12 protein-coding genes are annotated in these 15,378 nt (G+C 69.4%); 5 read left to right on the top strand and 7 right to left on the bottom strand.

Annotated elements, in window-relative coordinates:
• Window positions 1-59 precede the first annotated feature (59 nt).
• Both RPIT_RS12545 and rfbB read right to left on the bottom strand, forming a co-directional pair.
• Window positions 60-1,439 carry a sugar nucleotide-binding protein gene (locus RPIT_RS12545; protein WP_077343756.1) on the bottom strand — a complete coding sequence of 460 codons (1,380 nt, stop codon included), beginning with the start codon at window positions 1,437-1,439 and terminating at the stop codon, window positions 60-62.
• Between the two features lie 527 nt (window positions 1,440-1,966).
• A complete protein-coding gene (gene rfbB / locus RPIT_RS12540) occupies window positions 1,967-2,965 on the bottom strand; it encodes a dTDP-glucose 4,6-dehydratase (RefSeq protein ID WP_077343755.1) in 999 nt (332 codons plus the stop codon).
• 149 nt (window positions 2,966-3,114) lie between these two features.
• Between rfbB and rfbA the strand changes: the two genes are divergently transcribed.
• Complete coding sequence (rfbA, locus tag RPIT_RS12535; protein WP_077343754.1) at window positions 3,115-3,984, top strand: glucose-1-phosphate thymidylyltransferase RfbA; 870 nt, start codon at window positions 3,115-3,117, stop codon at window positions 3,982-3,984.
• A 38-nt stretch (window positions 3,985-4,022) separates the two neighbouring features.
• Here rfbA and RPIT_RS12530 read toward each other — a convergent pair whose 3' ends face one another.
• The gene (locus RPIT_RS12530) at window positions 4,023-4,478 is read right to left on the bottom strand and encodes a nucleoside deaminase (protein WP_077343753.1); all 456 of its coding nucleotides are present in this window, start codon (window positions 4,476-4,478) and stop codon (window positions 4,023-4,025) included.
• 144 nt (window positions 4,479-4,622) lie between these two features.
• Here RPIT_RS12530 and RPIT_RS12525 point away from each other — a divergent pair, with 144 nt between their 5' ends.
• Window positions 4,623-6,125 carry a phage tail sheath family protein gene (locus RPIT_RS12525; protein WP_077343752.1) on the top strand — a complete coding sequence of 501 codons (1,503 nt, stop codon included), beginning with the start codon at window positions 4,623-4,625 and terminating at the stop codon, window positions 6,123-6,125.
• Between the two features lie 741 nt (window positions 6,126-6,866).
• On the top strand, window positions 6,867-7,817 hold the full coding sequence (locus RPIT_RS12520) for a ribokinase (protein ID WP_077343751.1): 951 nt from the start codon (window positions 6,867-6,869) through the stop codon (window positions 7,815-7,817).
• A gap of 134 nt (window positions 7,818-7,951) precedes the next feature.
• Here RPIT_RS12520 and RPIT_RS12515 read toward each other — a convergent pair whose 3' ends face one another.
• From RPIT_RS12515 to RPIT_RS12505, 3 genes are all read right to left on the bottom strand, one after another.
• A complete protein-coding gene (locus RPIT_RS12515; protein ID WP_077343750.1) occupies window positions 7,952-9,121 on the bottom strand; it encodes an MFS transporter in 1,170 nt (389 codons plus the stop codon).
• A 190-nt stretch (window positions 9,122-9,311) separates the two neighbouring features.
• Window positions 9,312-10,028 carry a response regulator gene (locus tag RPIT_RS12510; protein WP_077343749.1) on the bottom strand — a complete coding sequence of 239 codons (717 nt, stop codon included), beginning with the start codon at window positions 10,026-10,028 and terminating at the stop codon, window positions 9,312-9,314.
• On the bottom strand, window positions 10,015-11,187 hold the full coding sequence (locus RPIT_RS12505) for a sensor histidine kinase (RefSeq protein WP_077343748.1): 1,173 nt from the start codon (window positions 11,185-11,187) through the stop codon (window positions 10,015-10,017). The genes RPIT_RS12510 and RPIT_RS12505 overlap by 14 nt, the downstream gene beginning before the upstream one ends.
• 176 nt (window positions 11,188-11,363) lie before the next feature.
• On the opposite strand from RPIT_RS12505, the gene RPIT_RS12500 reads away from it, so the two are divergent.
• Together RPIT_RS12500 and RPIT_RS12495 are read left to right on the top strand one after the other, a co-directional pair.
• Window positions 11,364-12,290, top strand: coding sequence for an ABC transporter ATP-binding protein (locus RPIT_RS12500; RefSeq protein WP_077343747.1), 927 nt, complete (start codon window positions 11,364-11,366; stop codon window positions 12,288-12,290).
• On the top strand, window positions 12,287-13,105 hold the full coding sequence (locus RPIT_RS12495; protein ID WP_077343746.1) for an ABC transporter permease subunit: 819 nt from the start codon (window positions 12,287-12,289) through the stop codon (window positions 13,103-13,105). The genes RPIT_RS12500 and RPIT_RS12495 overlap by 4 nt, the downstream gene beginning before the upstream one ends.
• An 89-nt stretch (window positions 13,106-13,194) precedes the next feature.
• Here RPIT_RS12495 and scpA read toward each other — a convergent pair whose 3' ends face one another.
• Window positions 13,195-15,378 (bottom strand): methylmalonyl-CoA mutase, encoded by a 2,184-nt coding sequence (scpA, locus tag RPIT_RS12490; protein ID WP_077343745.1) that lies wholly within the window; start codon window positions 15,376-15,378, stop codon window positions 13,195-13,197.

Below are 15,378 nucleotides of genomic sequence, written 5' to 3'. Positions count from 1 at the left end.
CTGGCCATTGTGGTGCATCGGCGGGCCAACCGTGCGTCTGGTCACCGTTTGTCAGGCGGCTACGTCATTGCCGCGAGGTACTGCCTGAGCCCCTCTCCGCCGTCGACGGGGACAAAGCCGGTGGCGCGTAGCTTGGTGAGGTCGAGCGCGCTGTGCCGGGGCCGCGGAGCGGTCAGCTTGCCTGCGGCGAACTCCTCGGTGCTGGTGCGGCTTACCTGGCCGGCGGCGCCGCGGGCCTCGAATACGGCCTGCGCCACATCGAACCAGCTGACGACGCCGCCGTCGCTGGTGACGTTGTAGGTGCCCGGTTCGGCGTGGTGCATGAGGTGGAGCGCGGCGCGGGCGAGGTCGTCGGCGAACGTCAGGCGGCCGAATTGGTCATCGACGACTGCGGGGCTGGCGCCCGTATCGGCCAGGCGTGCCATGGTGCGCACGAAGTTGGAGCCCTCTCCGATGACCCAGCTGGTGCGGAGGATGTAGTGGCGCGGGAGAGTGCCCACCACTGCGTCAGCGGCGGCCTTCGCTGCTCCGTAGGCGCTGAGCGGGGCAAACGGTTCGTCCTCGGTGTGGAGTTCACGGCTGCCGTCGAAGACGTAGTCGCTGGAGATGTGGACCAAGGGGAGACGGTGGCGGCGGGCGGCTGCGACGAGGTTCGCGGTGCCGGCGACGTTGACGGCCCAGCAAGCGGCGCGGCCCTCGCCCTCGGCGGCGTCGACAGCGGTCCACGCGGCGGCGTTGATGATGCAGGAGGCCTCGGACCAGTCGAACGCGGCGACGGCGTCGGCGTCGGTGATGTCAAGGTCGGCGCGGTCGACGAAGATCGCCTCTGGGATGAGGGCCTGGAGGGCCGTGCCGAGTTGGCCGTTGCTGCCGGTGACGACGGGCCGGGGGCGGCGGAACGGCACGACGTCGGCGATCGATGGGTGGCTGCGGTCGGCTTCGGAGATGGTGGCGCCATCGAGAGGCAGGGGCCAGCGGATGTCCGGGTGGCGCAGGTTGGCGAACGTGTACTTGGCCTTGGCGTCGGCCGACCAGTGCTCGTTGACGAGGTAGGAATAGCAGGTGCCGGGATCGAGCGCCTGGTAGGCGTTGCCCACCCCTCGCGGCACGAACACCGCGCGGCCGGGGGTGAGTTCGGCGGTGACGACGGTGCCGAACGTCTCGCCGGCGCGGAGGTCGACCCAGGCTCCGAACACGCGCCCGGTGGCGACGGAGACGAGTTTGTCCCACGGCTCGGCGTGGATGCCCCGGGTGACTCCGGCGTCGGCGTTGAAGCTCATGTTGTTCTGCACGGGCTGGAAGTCCGGCACCCCGAGGGCGGTCATCTTGTCGCGCTGCCAGTTCTCCTTGAACCAGCCGCGCGAATCGCCGTGCACGGGGAGGTCGACGACGAGCAGCCCTGGGATGTCGGTGGTGGAGACGCGCAGCTCGTTGGTCACTGGCTCAGCCTATCGTCCAGCCCGTTCCGAGCTTGTCCCCGTGATCCTGAGCTCGTCTGCGCTCCCTGAGCTTGTCTTCCGTGCTCTCTGAGCTTGTCGCCTGATCCCTGAGCTTGTCTTCCTTGGTCCCTGAGCTTGTCGAAGGGTGACGGCCTCGACCTTCGTCACCGCCCTGGTGGCGGCTCTGAACCCTCTGGAATTGCGCTCGACGCAGGGTCTCAGCGTCCTACCACGCTCAGAGGTGTCGTCGAGCGCAATTCCAGAGGGTTGAGCCGTCCGGACAGGGTGTAGGTCCGCTCGGCGCAGCCTCTCAGCGTGACGCCGCGCTCAGTGGTGTTGCCGAGCGGGCCTCCACACGGTCAAACGCAACTACACAGGGCGCATTGCCGTTCCGGAGAAACCACCTGCACCTGATGCCGGCCCTGGGCGGTGACAACCGTCGCGGTCGTAACCCTTCGACAAGCTCAGGGATCACGGAAGACAAGCTCAGGGGTCACGGAAGACAAGCCCGAGGACCGCGGAATCGCCTACTGGCCCTTGGCTGCGTACTTGGCCTCCGTGGCGTCCTTCATCGGGCGCCACCAGGTTTCGTTGTCCTCATACCAGGTGATGGTCTCGTCGAGCCCCTCGCTGAAGTCGGTGTAGCGCGGCTCCCAGCCGAGCTCCTCGCGCAGCTTGGTGGCGTCGATCGCATAGCGCAGGTCGTGGCCCGCGCGGTCGTTGACGTGGTCGTAGCCGTCGGGTTCGAGGCCCATGAGCTCGAGGATGAGTTCGATGACTTCCCTGTTGCTCTTCTCGCCGTCGGCGCCGATGAGGTACGTCTCGCCGATCGCTCCCTCTTCGATGATGCGCCAGACGGCCGAGTTGTGATCGTCCACGTGGATCCAGTCGCGCACGTTCAGCCCGGCACCGTAGAGCTTGGGGCGGTGGCCGTCGATGATGTTGGTGATCTGGCGCGGGATGAACTTCTCGATGTGCTGGCGTGGGCCGTAGTTGTTCGAGCAGTTGCTGATCGTGGCCTGCACACCGAACGACCGTACCCACGCGCGGACGAGGTGGTCGCTGGCCGCTTTCGACGCCGAGTACGGGCTGGACGGGTTGTACGGCGTGGCGGGTGTGAACTTAGCGGGGTCGTCGAGTTCGAGGTCGCCGTAGACCTCGTCGGTGGAGATGTGGTGCAGCCGCTTCTGGTGCTGACGGACCGCCTGCAGAACGTGGTAGGTGCCGACGATGTTGGTGTCGATGAAGACCCCCGGGCCTTCGAGCGAGTTGTCATTGTGCGACTCCGCGGCGAAGTGCACGACCACGTCGCTGGCCTCGACGAGCTCGCTCACGAGCCCCGGACTGGTGACCGACCCGTTGACGAACTGGAACCTCTCGGCGCTGAGCCCCCCGAGGCTGGAGAGGTTCCCGGCGTAGGTCAGGGCGTCGAGGACGGTGACGTTGGCGTCGGTGTTGGCGAGCGCCCAGTGCACGAAGTTGCTGCCGATGAACCCGGCACCGCCGGTGACGAGGAGGGAGGTCATGGCCGCAGCCTAGTGCGTCGGCCTGTCCGAAACCCACGTCTCCCGAGTGAGCGAGGGTGCGAGCAACCCCTTCACGTCTCCCGAGTAGGTCGCGGGCACTTCGATCCGCGGAAACAGTGGCCAACCCCGTCTTGTGCCAAGGTAGAGCCATGCGGGGGATCATTCTTGCCGGTGGCACCGGCTCCAGGCTTCATCCGATCACACTGGGCACCAGCAAGCAGCTGATGCCGGTCTACGACAAGCCGATGATCTACTACCCGCTGGCAACGCTGATCTTCGCCGGCATCCGCGACATCCTCATCATCACGACCCCGCACGAGGCGCAGGCGTTCCACAACCTGCTGGGGACAGGCGAGCAGTTCGGGGTGGACTTCACCTTCGCCGTGCAGCCGGAACCGAAGGGCCTGGCGCAGGCGTTCACGATCGGCGCGGACTTCGTCGAGGGGGAGAAGTCCTGCCTCATCCTCGGCGACAACATCTTCTCCGGCCCCGGGCTCGGCACGAGGCTGCAACAGAGGGCGGCCGACGTCGACGGCGCGCTTGTCTTCGGCTATCAGGTGGCGGACCCGACGGCGTACGGCGTCGTCGAGGTCGACAGCGCGGGCCGCGCCATCTCGATCGAGGAGAAGCCGGCGGAGCCGAAGTCGCACTGGGCGGTGCCGGGGCTCTACTTCTACGACGAGCAGGTGGCGGGCATCGCCGCCGACCTGAAGCCGTCGTCCCGTGGTGAGTTGGAGATCACCGACGTCAACCGTGTTTACATGGAGCAGGGTCGGTTGCACGTCGACCTGCTGCCGCGCGGTACGGCCTGGCTCGACACCGGGACGTTCGACTCCCTCAACGACGCCAGCAACTTCGTCCGCACGTTGCAGTCGCGCCAAGGCCTCCAAGTCGGCTGCCCGGAGGAGGCGGCGTGGCGTCGCGGATTCCTCACTGACGATGAGTTGGTCGAGCGCGCCCAGCGGTATGAAAAGTCCGGGTACGGCACCTACCTCCGCAACCTCCTCACCTGGGGCTGACGAGCTCTCCGCCAACGGTTGACCGCGCCGCTCGACTTTCAGTAGTTGATGCGTTCCTCGAAGCGTTCCCAGGCCTGGAACGGGGCAAGCGCTTCGGGGTGTGGTTCGCGGGCGCACTCCAGCGCGGTCACCCCCTCGGCCACCTCGGTGTGGAACGCGGCGTCGTCGAACCCCACAGCGGCGGCGTCGTGGCGATCGGCGGCGAAGACGACCGTCGAGACCCGCGCCCACAGCGCCGCACCCAGGCACATGGGGCATGGTTCGCAGGAGGTGTAGAGGATGCAACCCGTGAGGTCGTGGGTACCGAGCCCGACGGCGGCGGCGCGGATGGCCTGCACTTCTGCGTGGGCGGTGGGGTCGGGAATGGCGGTCACGCGGTTGACGCCGGTGAATTCCTTGCCCGACGGCGCTACCACCACCGCTCCGAACGGGCCTCCGCCGTCGGCGACGTTGCCGACGGCGAGGTCGATGGCACGCTGCAGGTGATCGGTCATGGGAGCCTCCGCTGCTCACTGTAGTGACTTCGTTACCGGTGCGCGGGGCTTAGATCGGCGCAAACTAGGCGAGTCGCATCGGCCCGGCGAGGTGACGTGCTGCGACCCATTGACCCCCTGTCTGCGCTCCGAAAGACTGGCGGCATGTCGTTCAGCGCCCCCGGGGTCTATGTCGAAGAGGTCCCGCGGGGGCCTCGTCCGATCGAGCCGCTGGCAACCTCGGTCACCGCGTTCGTCGGCCGAGCCGTGCGCGGGCCGGTGGACAGGGCCGTCGCCGTCGGGGATATGGCCGGGTTCGAGTCTGTGTTCGGTGCCCTGACAGTCGACTCCGGCCTCGGGTATGGCGTGCGCGCGTTCTTCGCCAACGGCGGCCGGTCCGCCGTGATTGTGCGGGTTGACGACGGCGGCGCGACGGCGCAGGTCGACCTCGGGGGCGGGCTCGTCGTCGAGGCGGTCGGGCCGGGGAGTTGGGCGAACGGACTGGTCGTCGGTGTGTCGCACCCGAGCCCGGACGAGGCCGCCGCTGCGGCGAGCGTCCAGGGTCTGGCCACAGGAGACGACATCTTCACCCTCTGGCTCACTCTCGACGGACACACCGAACTCTTCCCACACGTCACGCTCGTCGACGGGCCGCGCCGCCTCGACGCCGTACTCCAGGCCTCGACGCTGGCGCGGGTGCGCTCGCCGCTGACGACGACGCGTCCAGCCCCGGGCAACTACCCGGTCTCCACGCCCGGGGCGGACGGACAGGTGCCGGCGGTCGACGCGTACGTCTCCGGCGCGGGAGAGAAGCGCGGGATCACGGCGCTCGACGACGTCGACCTCGTCAACCTCCTCGTCCTCCCGCCCGCCTCGCCCGACATTGCGCTGCCCGACGGCGTGTGGGCCGCGGCGTTGGCGTACGCGCAGCAACGGCGGGCGTTCCTCATCGTCGATCCTCCGCCCGGTATGCCCGGGAGCGACATCCCCGACTGGCTGGTCGGCGTCGGGCTGACCGGGGCGGCAGCGAGGAACGCGGCCATCTACTACCCGCGGGTGGATCAGCGTGACCCGTTGAGCGGCGGGGCGGTGCGGTCGTTCGCGCCGTCGGGTGCCGTCGCGGGGGTCTATGCGCGGATGGATGCGGCGCGGGGGGTGTGGAAGGCGCCTGCGGGGCTCGAGGCGGCGCTCGCCGACGTCGTGGGGCCGAGCGTGGTGTTGACCGACCCGGAGAACGGGGATCTCAACCGGGTGGGTGTGAACGCGATCCGGGCCATTGACCGGGTCGGCACTGTGGTGTGGGGCGCCCGGACGCTGCGGGGCGCTGATGCCCACGCGGACGAGTACAAATACGTGCCGGTGCGCCGCCTGGCGCTCCACCTCGAGGAGAGCGTCATTCGCTCACTCGACTGGACTGTCTTCGAGCCGAACGGCGAGCCGCTCTGGGCTCGCATCCGTCAGGTGGTGGGCGATTTCATGCAGCAGATGTTCCGGCAGGGTGCCTTCGCGGGCGCTGCGCCGCGCGAGGCCTATGTCGTGAAGTGCGACGCGGAGACGACCACTCCGGCCGACATCGCTGGCGGGGTCGTCGAGGTCCTCGTGGGGTTCGCTCCGCTGAAGCCCGCCGAGTTCATCATCTTCAAGGTGCGGACTCGCGCAGCGCCCTAGGCGTTACAACGGGCCCTTCGATATGTGACGGCTGGCTCCGCGCCGTCGCTACTCGGCCGGGGGAGACTGGAACGCCATCGCAGGACGGCAACGCCAACGCAGAGACTGGAACGCCAACATTGGTCGGAACTCGCCGACGATAGCCATCGACGCCCCCGAGATCTCGGGGGCGTCGATGGATTCCGTTGGCGAGGGGCTGAGGTCGTTGGCGTTCCGGTGGAACCGTTGGCGTCGGGGAGGGGGAGTTCCCTGGCCCTGCGGACGGGTCGCGAACCCTTCGACACGCGCCGACTCGTTCCTCGCCGGCGCTACTCAGGGCGACGTGGAGGGTGCAGATCGTTGCTCGTCGGCGCTACTCAGGGGGACGTGGCGGGTGCAGATCGTTCCTCGTCGGCGCTACTCAGCACGACGGGGGCTTCCTCACTCCTGGGCCAGGCGCTCGCGGCGGGTTTGCAGTAGCCAGCGGGCCTGGGCGTCGATCGCGTAGCCCAGGGTGCCGACTCCTCGCGCAGAGCGCTCGTCGCTGCTCGGGGATCAGGTCCCTGAGCTTGTCGAAGGGTTGCGGCCGTGAGCGGGGTCGCCGCCCCCGTGGTCAGGGGCGGCGGTAGGCCGCGGGGCCGTTACCCTTCGACGGTCGCTCGCTCGTTCCTCGCGAGCTGCTCAGGGACCACCCTTCGACGGACGCTCCTCGCGCAGAGCGCTCGTCGCTGCTCAGGGGGCGTGCGGGGGTAGCATCGCGGTGTGGACTCGGGGAAGAGCGCGAACCGCTCGGGCAAGGTCGTCGTAGTCGGTTCGATCAACGTGGACCTGTCGGTTGACGTGGTCCGCCACCCGATGCCGGGCGAGACGCTGCCGGGCCGCGACGTCGTGATGGGCCCGGGCGGTAAGGGGGCCAACCAGGCCGTCGCCGCGGCGCGGCTCGGCGCCTCCGTCGCGATGGTTGGCGCCGTCGGGGACGACGCCAACGCCGCCGTGGCGCTCTCCCAGATCACCGCATCGGGGCTCGACCGGACCCACGTGCGTCAGGCCCCCAGGGCGACGGGGCTGGCCATCGTGGTGGTCGACGCCGACGGCGAGAACTCGATCATCGTCGTGCCGGGCGCCAACTCGCTCGTGGATGCGGACGCCGTCGAAGCGGCCGCTGACGCTGTTCGGACGGCCCACGTGGTGGTCGCGCAGGGCGAGATCCCGGCGTCGGGCACCATCCGCGCCGCGGAGCTCAGCAGCGGTCGGTTCGTCCTCAACCTCGCGCCCGTGATGGAGTTGCCCGTCGAAGTCATTCACAAGGCCGACCCGCTCGTGGTGAACGAGCACGAAGCCGGGCTGGTGCTGGCCATGCTTGATCGGGATCGGGAGATCCCGCTCGGAGAGACGCACTCCGACGTCGCGCTGGCGCTCATCGAGGCTGGCGTCCGGTCGGTGGTGATGACGCTGGGGGCGAGGGGATCGTTGGTCGTGGACCACCAGTCCGAGCTGACGTCGGTGCCCGCCGCGACGGTGACCGCCGTCGACTCCACCGGTGCGGGCGACGCGTTCGTCGGGGCGCTGGTGTCGAGGTTGGCTGAGGGGGAGTCGCTGGTCGACGCCGCCCGCTTCGCCTCACGCGTCGGCGCCTTCGCCTGCACGCGCCCCGGAGCCCAGGAGTCCTACCCCGACCTCGACGACGAACTTCCGGCCCTCCCCGTTCCCTGAGCTTGTCGAAGGGTTGCGGCCGTGACTATGGTCGCCGCCCTAGTGGTCGGGGGCGGCGGTAGAGGATGGGCCGTTACCCTTCGACGGACGTTCCTCAGCTCTTGCGCTCGTCACTGCTCAGGGATCGATTCACGCTAGAGGTGCTCGGCGGAGACGATCGTCAGGACCGCGCCCACCGTCGCGACGGCGGTGCCGAAGAGCAGCATCGTCGGGACGCCCGCGGCGTCGAGGATGAAGCCGCCCGACAGGCTGCCGATGACCGTGCCGAGCGTGTGCGTCATCGTCATGTATGCCTGGCCCTTCACCCGATCCTGCGGCGGCATCAGCTTGTTGACGTAGTAGATCGACGCCGGCACCAGCACCGCGAACGCCAGCAGCTGCAGCCCCTGCGCGAAGTACAGGGCGCCGACGCTGCCCGCCAGCCAGGTGGCGAGGTTCTTCACCGCGAAGAACACCCCCGCCACCTTCAGCATCAGACCCGAGGACCACTTCGTCACGATCCAACTCCACAGCGCCATCGTGGGAAGCTCGCAGAGCGCAGCGATCATCACCGCGGTGCCCATCTCCTCAGCGCCGCCGCCGTGGTAGGTCATGGTCTGGAACAGGAAGGCGTTGATCAGGTTGTGGCTGGTCATGCTGAGTGCCACGCCCACCAGCAGCAAGGTGAACTTCCGACGCTGGACCAGCGTCAACGGTGCGTGCGCTGTCGGCGCGACGTGAGCCTCGTCGTCGGTGTCGACGTGCGGCAGCGCGGGTTGTCGGTACGTGAACGTGAGAGCGAAGAGGATCATCAACGCCTGGAAGCCGATGGCCAGCAGCGGGATGACCATGGTGTCGAAGGCGGCCACCAGGCTGCCTGCCCCTACCGAGACGACGGCGAACACAGCCGAGCCTGCGGCACGCGCGACCCCGAAGTTCATCGCGATCCCCGCGTTGAGCACGGCCATGCCGAGCGCGTTGACGAGCGGGAGGATGAGCTGGATGGTGAGGATCTGGAAGCCGAAGAACACGGCGGTCAGGAGCCACGGCAGCCCGGGGATGAACAGGGCCGCCGCGACGACGATCATGAGGGCCGTGAGTGCGGAGATCCACACTCTGAGCGGCACCCGCGATCCCTCCGCCGCGCCCGCCACGATCGGCTGGGCGACCGCCGAGATCGCACCGCCCGTCGCGACGACGATGCCGATCTGGGTGTTGGTGAGCCCCTTGCTCAGCAGGAAGACGCTCGCGAACATGATCGCCAGGCAGAACGCGCTCCAGTACGCGGACTGCAGGGCCGCATAGCGGGTGGTCGAGAGCCGCATCAGGGCGTCGCCGGGAGGGGGAGCACGGCGTCAGCCTAGTCGTCGGGAGGGACCGTCCGTTCAACGTTTCCCTGAGTAGCGGTCGTGAGGGACGAACGACCGTGTATCGAAGGGCTCGTGACCCTCCCGCTGTCCCGAGTCGGCGATACGTCGTGGGGGCCCTTCGATACGGTCGCTCGTTCCTCGCTCCCTACTCAGGGGGACGTGGGACCAGACCCGTCTCGTAGGCGACGATCACCGCGTGCACGCGGTCGCGGGCCTGGAGCTTGGCGAGCAGGCTGCTGACGTGCGTCTTCACCGTCGTCGGTGAGAGGAACAGCTGGTCGGCGATCTCGGCATTCGAGAACCCCTGCGCCACCAGCCGCAGCACGTCGAGTTCGCGCGCGGTCAGGGCGGCGAGCCGGGGGTGGCTGGCGCCGTCGGCCGGAGTGGGCGACGCGGGGTCGGGCAGGCGTGGGGCGAACCGTTCGAGCAGCCGACGGGTGATGCGTGGCGCGATGACCGCCTCACCCGCCGCGACGGCGTGGACCGCGGAAAGCAGTTCAGCCGGGGCGGCGTCCTTGAGCAGGAATCCGCTCGCTCCCGCCCTGAGTGCGTCGTATACGTACTCGTCCAGGTCGAAGGTGGTCAGGATGATCACGCGGGTGCCCGGCGACGCCTCCAGGATGCGGGCGGTCGCCTCGAGCCCCGTCGCGCGGGGCATCTGCACGTCCAGCAGCGCGACGTCGGGTCGCAGTTCGCGGCACCGCTCGACGGCGGCCTCACCGTCGCCGGCCTCGCCCACCACGCGCACGGCCTCGTCGCTCTCCAGCACCAGCCGAAGCCCCATCCGCACCAGCGACTGGTCGTCCGCGACGACTACGCGCAGCGGCCGGGTGCCGGTCGGGGGAGGATCAGCGGTCGCCATGATTCAGCGTAGCTCTGACGCGCCAGCCGCCCTCGACGGGCCCCGCCTCGACGCTCCCGCCGAACGCCGCGGCCCGCTCGCGCAGACCCCGCAGCCCGTGGCCCGACTGCTCACCGGCCACACGCGACACCACCGGCCCGGTGTTGGTCACCTCGATCGTCACGTCCGCCTCGCCCCACCCGATCCGGACCGCCACGGCGTCGCTGCCGGGGGCGTGGCGCAGCACGTTGGTCAGGCACTCCTGCACGATCCGGTACACGGTGTGGTGGAGCAACGGCTCCGACGGCGGCGGCTCGCCTGTGACGTCCAGCCGCACGGGCAGCCCGACCTTGGCGAACGTCGCCAACAGATCCGGCAACGCCCCGGGCGTTTGGCTGGCCGCGCCGTCGGGCTGTGAGCCGTCGCGGAGCAGGCCGAGCACGCGGCGCATGTCGCGCAGCGCCTCGCTCCCGGTACGGGTGAGCTCGCCCAGCGCCTCGCGGGCCAGGTCGGGGTTGCGGTCCATCGCCGACGACGCCCCGTGCGCGAGCGTCACCATCACGGCGACGGAGTGGGCCACCAGGTCGTGCATTTCGCGCGCGATCCGTTCCCGTTCGGTCAGCACCTCCAGCTGGGCGCGCTGGTCGCGCTCGAGTGCGAGCTGCTGCGCGCGCTCCTTCTCTGCCTCCAGCTGCTGGCGGTGGGCGCGCATGGTCAGCCCCAGCGCGACGGCGACGAGTAGCGAGACCGTCAGCGTCGCCGTCGCCCACCCCGGTGCGGCACTGGTCGGGAGCGGACGCAGCGTGAACACGTAGGTGGCCCCGACGGCGCCCACCACCGCGGCGACGCTCGCCCACGTCGTGCGGGCCGGCCGGTGCGCCGCCACCGCGTACATCATGAAGCTCACCGGCAGCTCGGTGGCCACGGGGTCGCCGGCGAACACCGTCGTCAACACCAGCAACGCCGTGCCGATCGCGAGCACCGCCACGGGCGCGCGCCTGCGTCGGAGCAGCGCCGCCGACTGCGCCGCGGCCGCGGTCGCCACGATCGCCACGTGCCAGCCTGCGAGTGGGACGGCCGTGACTGCCAGCGAGATCATCGACAGCAGCAGCGACACCGCCGCGACGACCCAGTCCACGTGGGCGGGCCGCCTCAGCCAAGCGCGGGCGGCGGAGAACATGGCTCCAACCTAACGTCACCGCGCCCGCCCACCCCGCGTCGGCGTCGGATCTCATCCCCGCGGAGGAGGAGCGGCACCAGAAAGATCGTCCGGGCGGCCGATGTGCCTCGGCGGCCGGCCGCCTACCGTGGAAAGCGTCGAGCCAACACCGGCTCGTCACGACAGAAAGACACCCAATGATCGAGGCACGACACCTCATCAAGCACTACGGCGAGACGGTGGCCGTCGACGGCATCTCGTTCGACGTTCAGCCAGGCAGAGTCACCGGGTTCCTCGGCCCCAACGGCGCCGGCAAATCCACCACGATGCGGATGATCGTGGGCCTCGACCGGCCCACCTCCGGCACGGTGACCGTGGGCGGCAAGGCCTACCGCGACCACCGCTCCCCGCTCACCCAGGTCGGGGTCCTGCTCGATGCCAAGGCCGTCCACAGCGGGCGCAGCGCCTACCAACACCTGCGTGCGATGGCCGCCACCCACGGCATCAGCCGCGACCGCGTGGCCGAGGTCATCCGGATCACCGGACTCGAGCAGGTCGCCGGACGTCGCGTCGGAGGCTTCTCCCTCGGCATGGGCCAACGGCTCGGCATCGCCGCGGCGCTGCTCGGCGACCCCCAGACCCTCATCCTCGACGAACCCGTCAACGGACTCGACCCCGAGGGCGTGAAGTGGGTGCGCACCCTCGTGCGCCGCCTCGCCGACGACGGCCGCACCGTCTTCCTCTCCTCGCACCTGATGAGCGAGATGGCGCAGACCGCCGACCACCTCGTCGTCATCGGCCGCGGTCGCATCATCGCCGACGGCCCCATCGACGACATCCTCACCCGCGCGACGACGCCCACCGTTCGCGTCGCCACCCCCGACGCCGGCACCCTGGCGCCGTTGCTCATCGTCCGCGGCGCCACCGTTCGCACCCTGCCGACCGGGCAACTCGAGGTGACCGACCTCCCCGCGCCCGCCGTCGGCGACCTGGCCGCCGCCAACGGCGTCGCCCTGCACGAGCTCACCCCCGTGCGCGCCTCCCTCGAGGAGGCCTTCATGGAACTGACCCGCGACTCGGTCGAGTACCGCTCCGAGCCCACCGCGGAAGGAATCTCACAATGACCGCCCTCCCCACCACCACCCGCGCCGACGCCCGGCACGTGTCATTCCCGCGTGTCCTGCGCTCGGAGTGGATCAAGCTGTGGAGCTTGCGCTCGACCTACTGGACGGTCGCCGCCACCATCGCCGCGATGGTCTTCATCGCCGTGCTCGTGGGTGCGACGTCGCGGATCGACGACGACGCCGTGGCCGCCGGATTCGACGGCACGATGGCGATCGGCATGGGCTACACGTTCGCGCAGGTCGTCGTCGCGGTGCTGGGCGTGCTGACCATCACCGGTGAGTACTCCACCGGCATGATCCGCTCGACGCTGGCCGCCGTCCCGCGCCGTTGGCCCGCCCTGGCCGCGAAGGCCGTGGTGGTCGCCGTCGTCGGCGCCGCTCTCGGGTTGGTCGGCGTCGCCGCCGCCTACGCGGCCAGCTACCCTCTGCTCGGTGCGGCGGGGGCCGCCGACCTCAGCGACCCCGAGGTGCAGCGCATCTTCTGGGGCACGGCGCTCTACCTCGCCGGGGTCGGGCTGTTCGGGCTCGCCGTCGGCGCCGTCGTCCGGCACTCGGCGGGCGCGATCACGCTCGTGTTGGGCGTCCTGCTCATGCTGTCGTCGTTCTGGCAGCTGCTCATGGTGACCTCCGACTGGTTCGCCCGCGTCTACCCCTACCTGCCGTCGGTGGCGGGGGAGCGGATCGTGAGCGCCGCCGTCGAGCCCGGTGGGCCCGTCGACGTGCTCGGCCCCTGGGCGGGGTTCGGCGTGTTCATGGTCTACGTCGTCGCAACCATGGCGGCTGCGACGGCCCTCCTCCGGCGCCGCGACGCCTGAGCCGCATGAATCGGGGGACTCTAGCCCCAAACCGACCAGAAGGGCCCGCCTCCGTGGGGAGACGGGCCCTTCGTGGTGCCGGTTGGGGATCAGTCGGCGAGGCGCTCGTTCAGCTTCGTCAGCAGATCGATCGCGGCGGCCGGGATGATCGTGCCGGGCGGGTAGATCGCGTCGGCACCGTGCTCGCGGAGCTCGTCGAAGTCCTGGCTCGGGATGACACCACCGACGACCACCATGATGTCGTCGCGGCCCAGCTTGTCCAGCTCCTTGCGCAGCTCGGGCACCAGGGTGAGGTGACCGGCCGCGAGGGAGGAGGCGCCGACGATGTGCACGTCGGACTCGACGGCCTGGCGGGCCACCTCCTCAGGGGTCTGGAACAGCGGGCCGACGTCGACGTCCATGCCGAGATCGGCGTAGGCGGTCGCGATGACCTTCTGGCCACGGTCGTGACCGTCCTGGCCCATCTTCGCAATGAGGATGCGGGGACGACGACCCTCGCGGGCCTCGAACTCCTCGACAAGCTTGCGGGCCTTCGCCACGTCCTCGCTCGCGCCGGCTTCCTTGTTGTACACACCAGAGATCGTACGGATCTGCGCCGTGTAGCGCCCGTAAACCTTCTCCAGAGCATCGGAGATCTCGCCCAGCGACGCCTTTGCGCGCGCGGCGTCGATGGCCACCTTCAGCAGGTTGCGGTCGGGGTCGGTCGCGTCGGGATTGGCGGCCGCCCACGTGACGCGCTCCAGCATCTCCTGGGTCACCGTCTCGTCGCGCTCGGCGCGCAGGCGCTCGAGCTTGGCGATCTGCTGACCGCGCACCGACTTGTTGTCGACCTTCAGCACCTCAAGCTCGTCCTCGTTGTCGAGGGTGTACTTGTTGACGCCGATCACCGGCTGACGGCCGGAGTCGATGCGGGCCTGCGTGCGGGCCGCCGCCTCCTCGATGCGCATCTTCGGGATGCCCTGCTCGATGGCCTTGGCCATGCCGCCGGCCTGCTCGACCTCCTGGATCCGCTCCCAGGCCTTGCGGGCCAGCTGCTCGGTGAGCTTCTCGACGTACGCCGAGCCCGCCCACGGGTCCACCGTGCGGGTGGTGCCCGACTCCTGCTGCAGGAACAGCTGGGTGTTGCGGGCGATGCGGGCGGAGAAGTCCGTCGGCAGCGCGATGGCCTCGTCGAGGGCGTTGGTGTGCAGCGACTGCGTGTGACCCTGCGTGGCGGCCATCGCCTCGACGCAGGTGCGCACGACGTTGTTGTAGACGTCCTGGGCGGTCAGCGACCAACCCGACGTCTGCGAGTGCGTGCGCAGCGACATGGACTTCGGGTTCTTCGGGCCGAACTGCCGCACGAGGCGCGCCCACAGCAGGCGCGCAGCGCGCATCTTGGCGACCTCCATGTAGAAGTTCATGCCGACGGCCCAGAAGAAGCTCAGCCGCGGAGCGAACTGGTCGACGTTGAGGCCCACCGACTCGCCGGCGCGGATGTACTCCACGCCGTCGGCCAGGGTGTAGGCCATCTCGATGTCGGCCGTCGCTCCCGCTTCCTGCATGTGGTAGCCGGAGATGGAGATCGAGTTGAACTTCGGCATGTTCGCGCTGGTGTAGGCGAAGATGTCGGCGATGATCTTCATCGACGGCGTGGGCGGGTAGATGTAGGTGTTGCGGACCATGAACTCCTTCAGAATGTCGTTCTGAATGGTTCCGGCCAGCTGCTCGGGCTTGACGCCCTGCTCCTCAGCGGCGACGACGTAGAGCGCGAGCACGGGAAGCACCGCACCGTTCATCGTCATCGACACCGACATCTGGTCCAGCGGGATCTTGTCGAACAGCTGGCGCATGTCGAGGATCGAGTCGACGGCAACGCCGGCCATGCCGACGTCGCCGGCCACGCGGGGGTGGTCGGAGTCGTAGCCGCGGTGGGTGGCGAGGTCGAATGCGATCGACAGGCCCTTCTGGCCGGCGGCCAGGTTGCGGCGATAGAACGCGTTGGACTCCTCGGCGGTGGAGAAGCCCGCGTACTGGCGCACGGTCCAGGGCTGGTTGACGTACATCGTCGCGTAGGGCCCGCGCAGGAACGGCGGGATGCCGGGCATGGTCTCGAGGAAGTCGAGGTTCTGCAGGTCCTGCTCGCCGAACATCGGCGGCACGAGGATGTTCTCGGGGGTCTGCCAGCCGGCCGAGTGGCCGAGCTGATCGGTGAGGGCCTCGAACTTGGCGGCGGCGTCGGCGGGAGCCGACCCCGAGCCCAGCTCGATGTCAGAGAAACGGGGGATAGTCAT

This window comes from Tessaracoccus flavus (genome assembly GCF_001997295.1).
GTDB lineage: Bacteria > Actinomycetota > Actinomycetes > Propionibacteriales > Propionibacteriaceae > Arachnia > Arachnia flava.
The sequence above is the reverse complement of the archived record's forward strand: the minus strand, read 5'-3'. Positions and strand labels throughout refer to the sequence as shown.

Coding starts and splice junctions, on each gene's coding strand:
- RPIT_RS12495 (WP_077343746.1), top strand. CDS start 12,287: ATGACCGCCCTCCCCACCACCACCCGCGCCGACGCCCGGCACGTGTCA.
- RPIT_RS12525 (WP_077343752.1), top strand. CDS start 4,623: ATGTCGTTCAGCGCCCCCGGGGTCTATGTCGAAGAGGTCCCGCGGGGG.
- RPIT_RS12510 (WP_077343749.1), bottom strand. CDS start 10,028: ATGGCGACCGCTGATCCTCCCCCGACCGGCACCCGGCCGCTGCGCGTA.
- scpA (WP_077343745.1), bottom strand. CDS start 15,378: ATGACTATCCCCCGTTTCTCTGACATCGAGCTGGGCTCGGGGTCGGCT.
- RPIT_RS12530 (WP_077343753.1), bottom strand. CDS start 4,478: ATGACCGATCACCTGCAGCGTGCCATCGACCTCGCCGTCGGCAACGTC.
- rfbB (WP_077343755.1), bottom strand. CDS start 2,965: ATGACCTCCCTCCTCGTCACCGGCGGTGCCGGGTTCATCGGCAGCAAC.
- rfbA (WP_077343754.1), top strand. CDS start 3,115: ATGCGGGGGATCATTCTTGCCGGTGGCACCGGCTCCAGGCTTCATCCG.
- RPIT_RS12515 (WP_077343750.1), bottom strand. CDS start 9,121: ATGCGGCTCTCGACCACCCGCTATGCGGCCCTGCAGTCCGCGTACTGG.
- RPIT_RS12505 (WP_077343748.1), bottom strand. CDS start 11,187: ATGTTCTCCGCCGCCCGCGCTTGGCTGAGGCGGCCCGCCCACGTGGAC.
- RPIT_RS12500 (WP_077343747.1), top strand. CDS start 11,364: ATGATCGAGGCACGACACCTCATCAAGCACTACGGCGAGACGGTGGCC.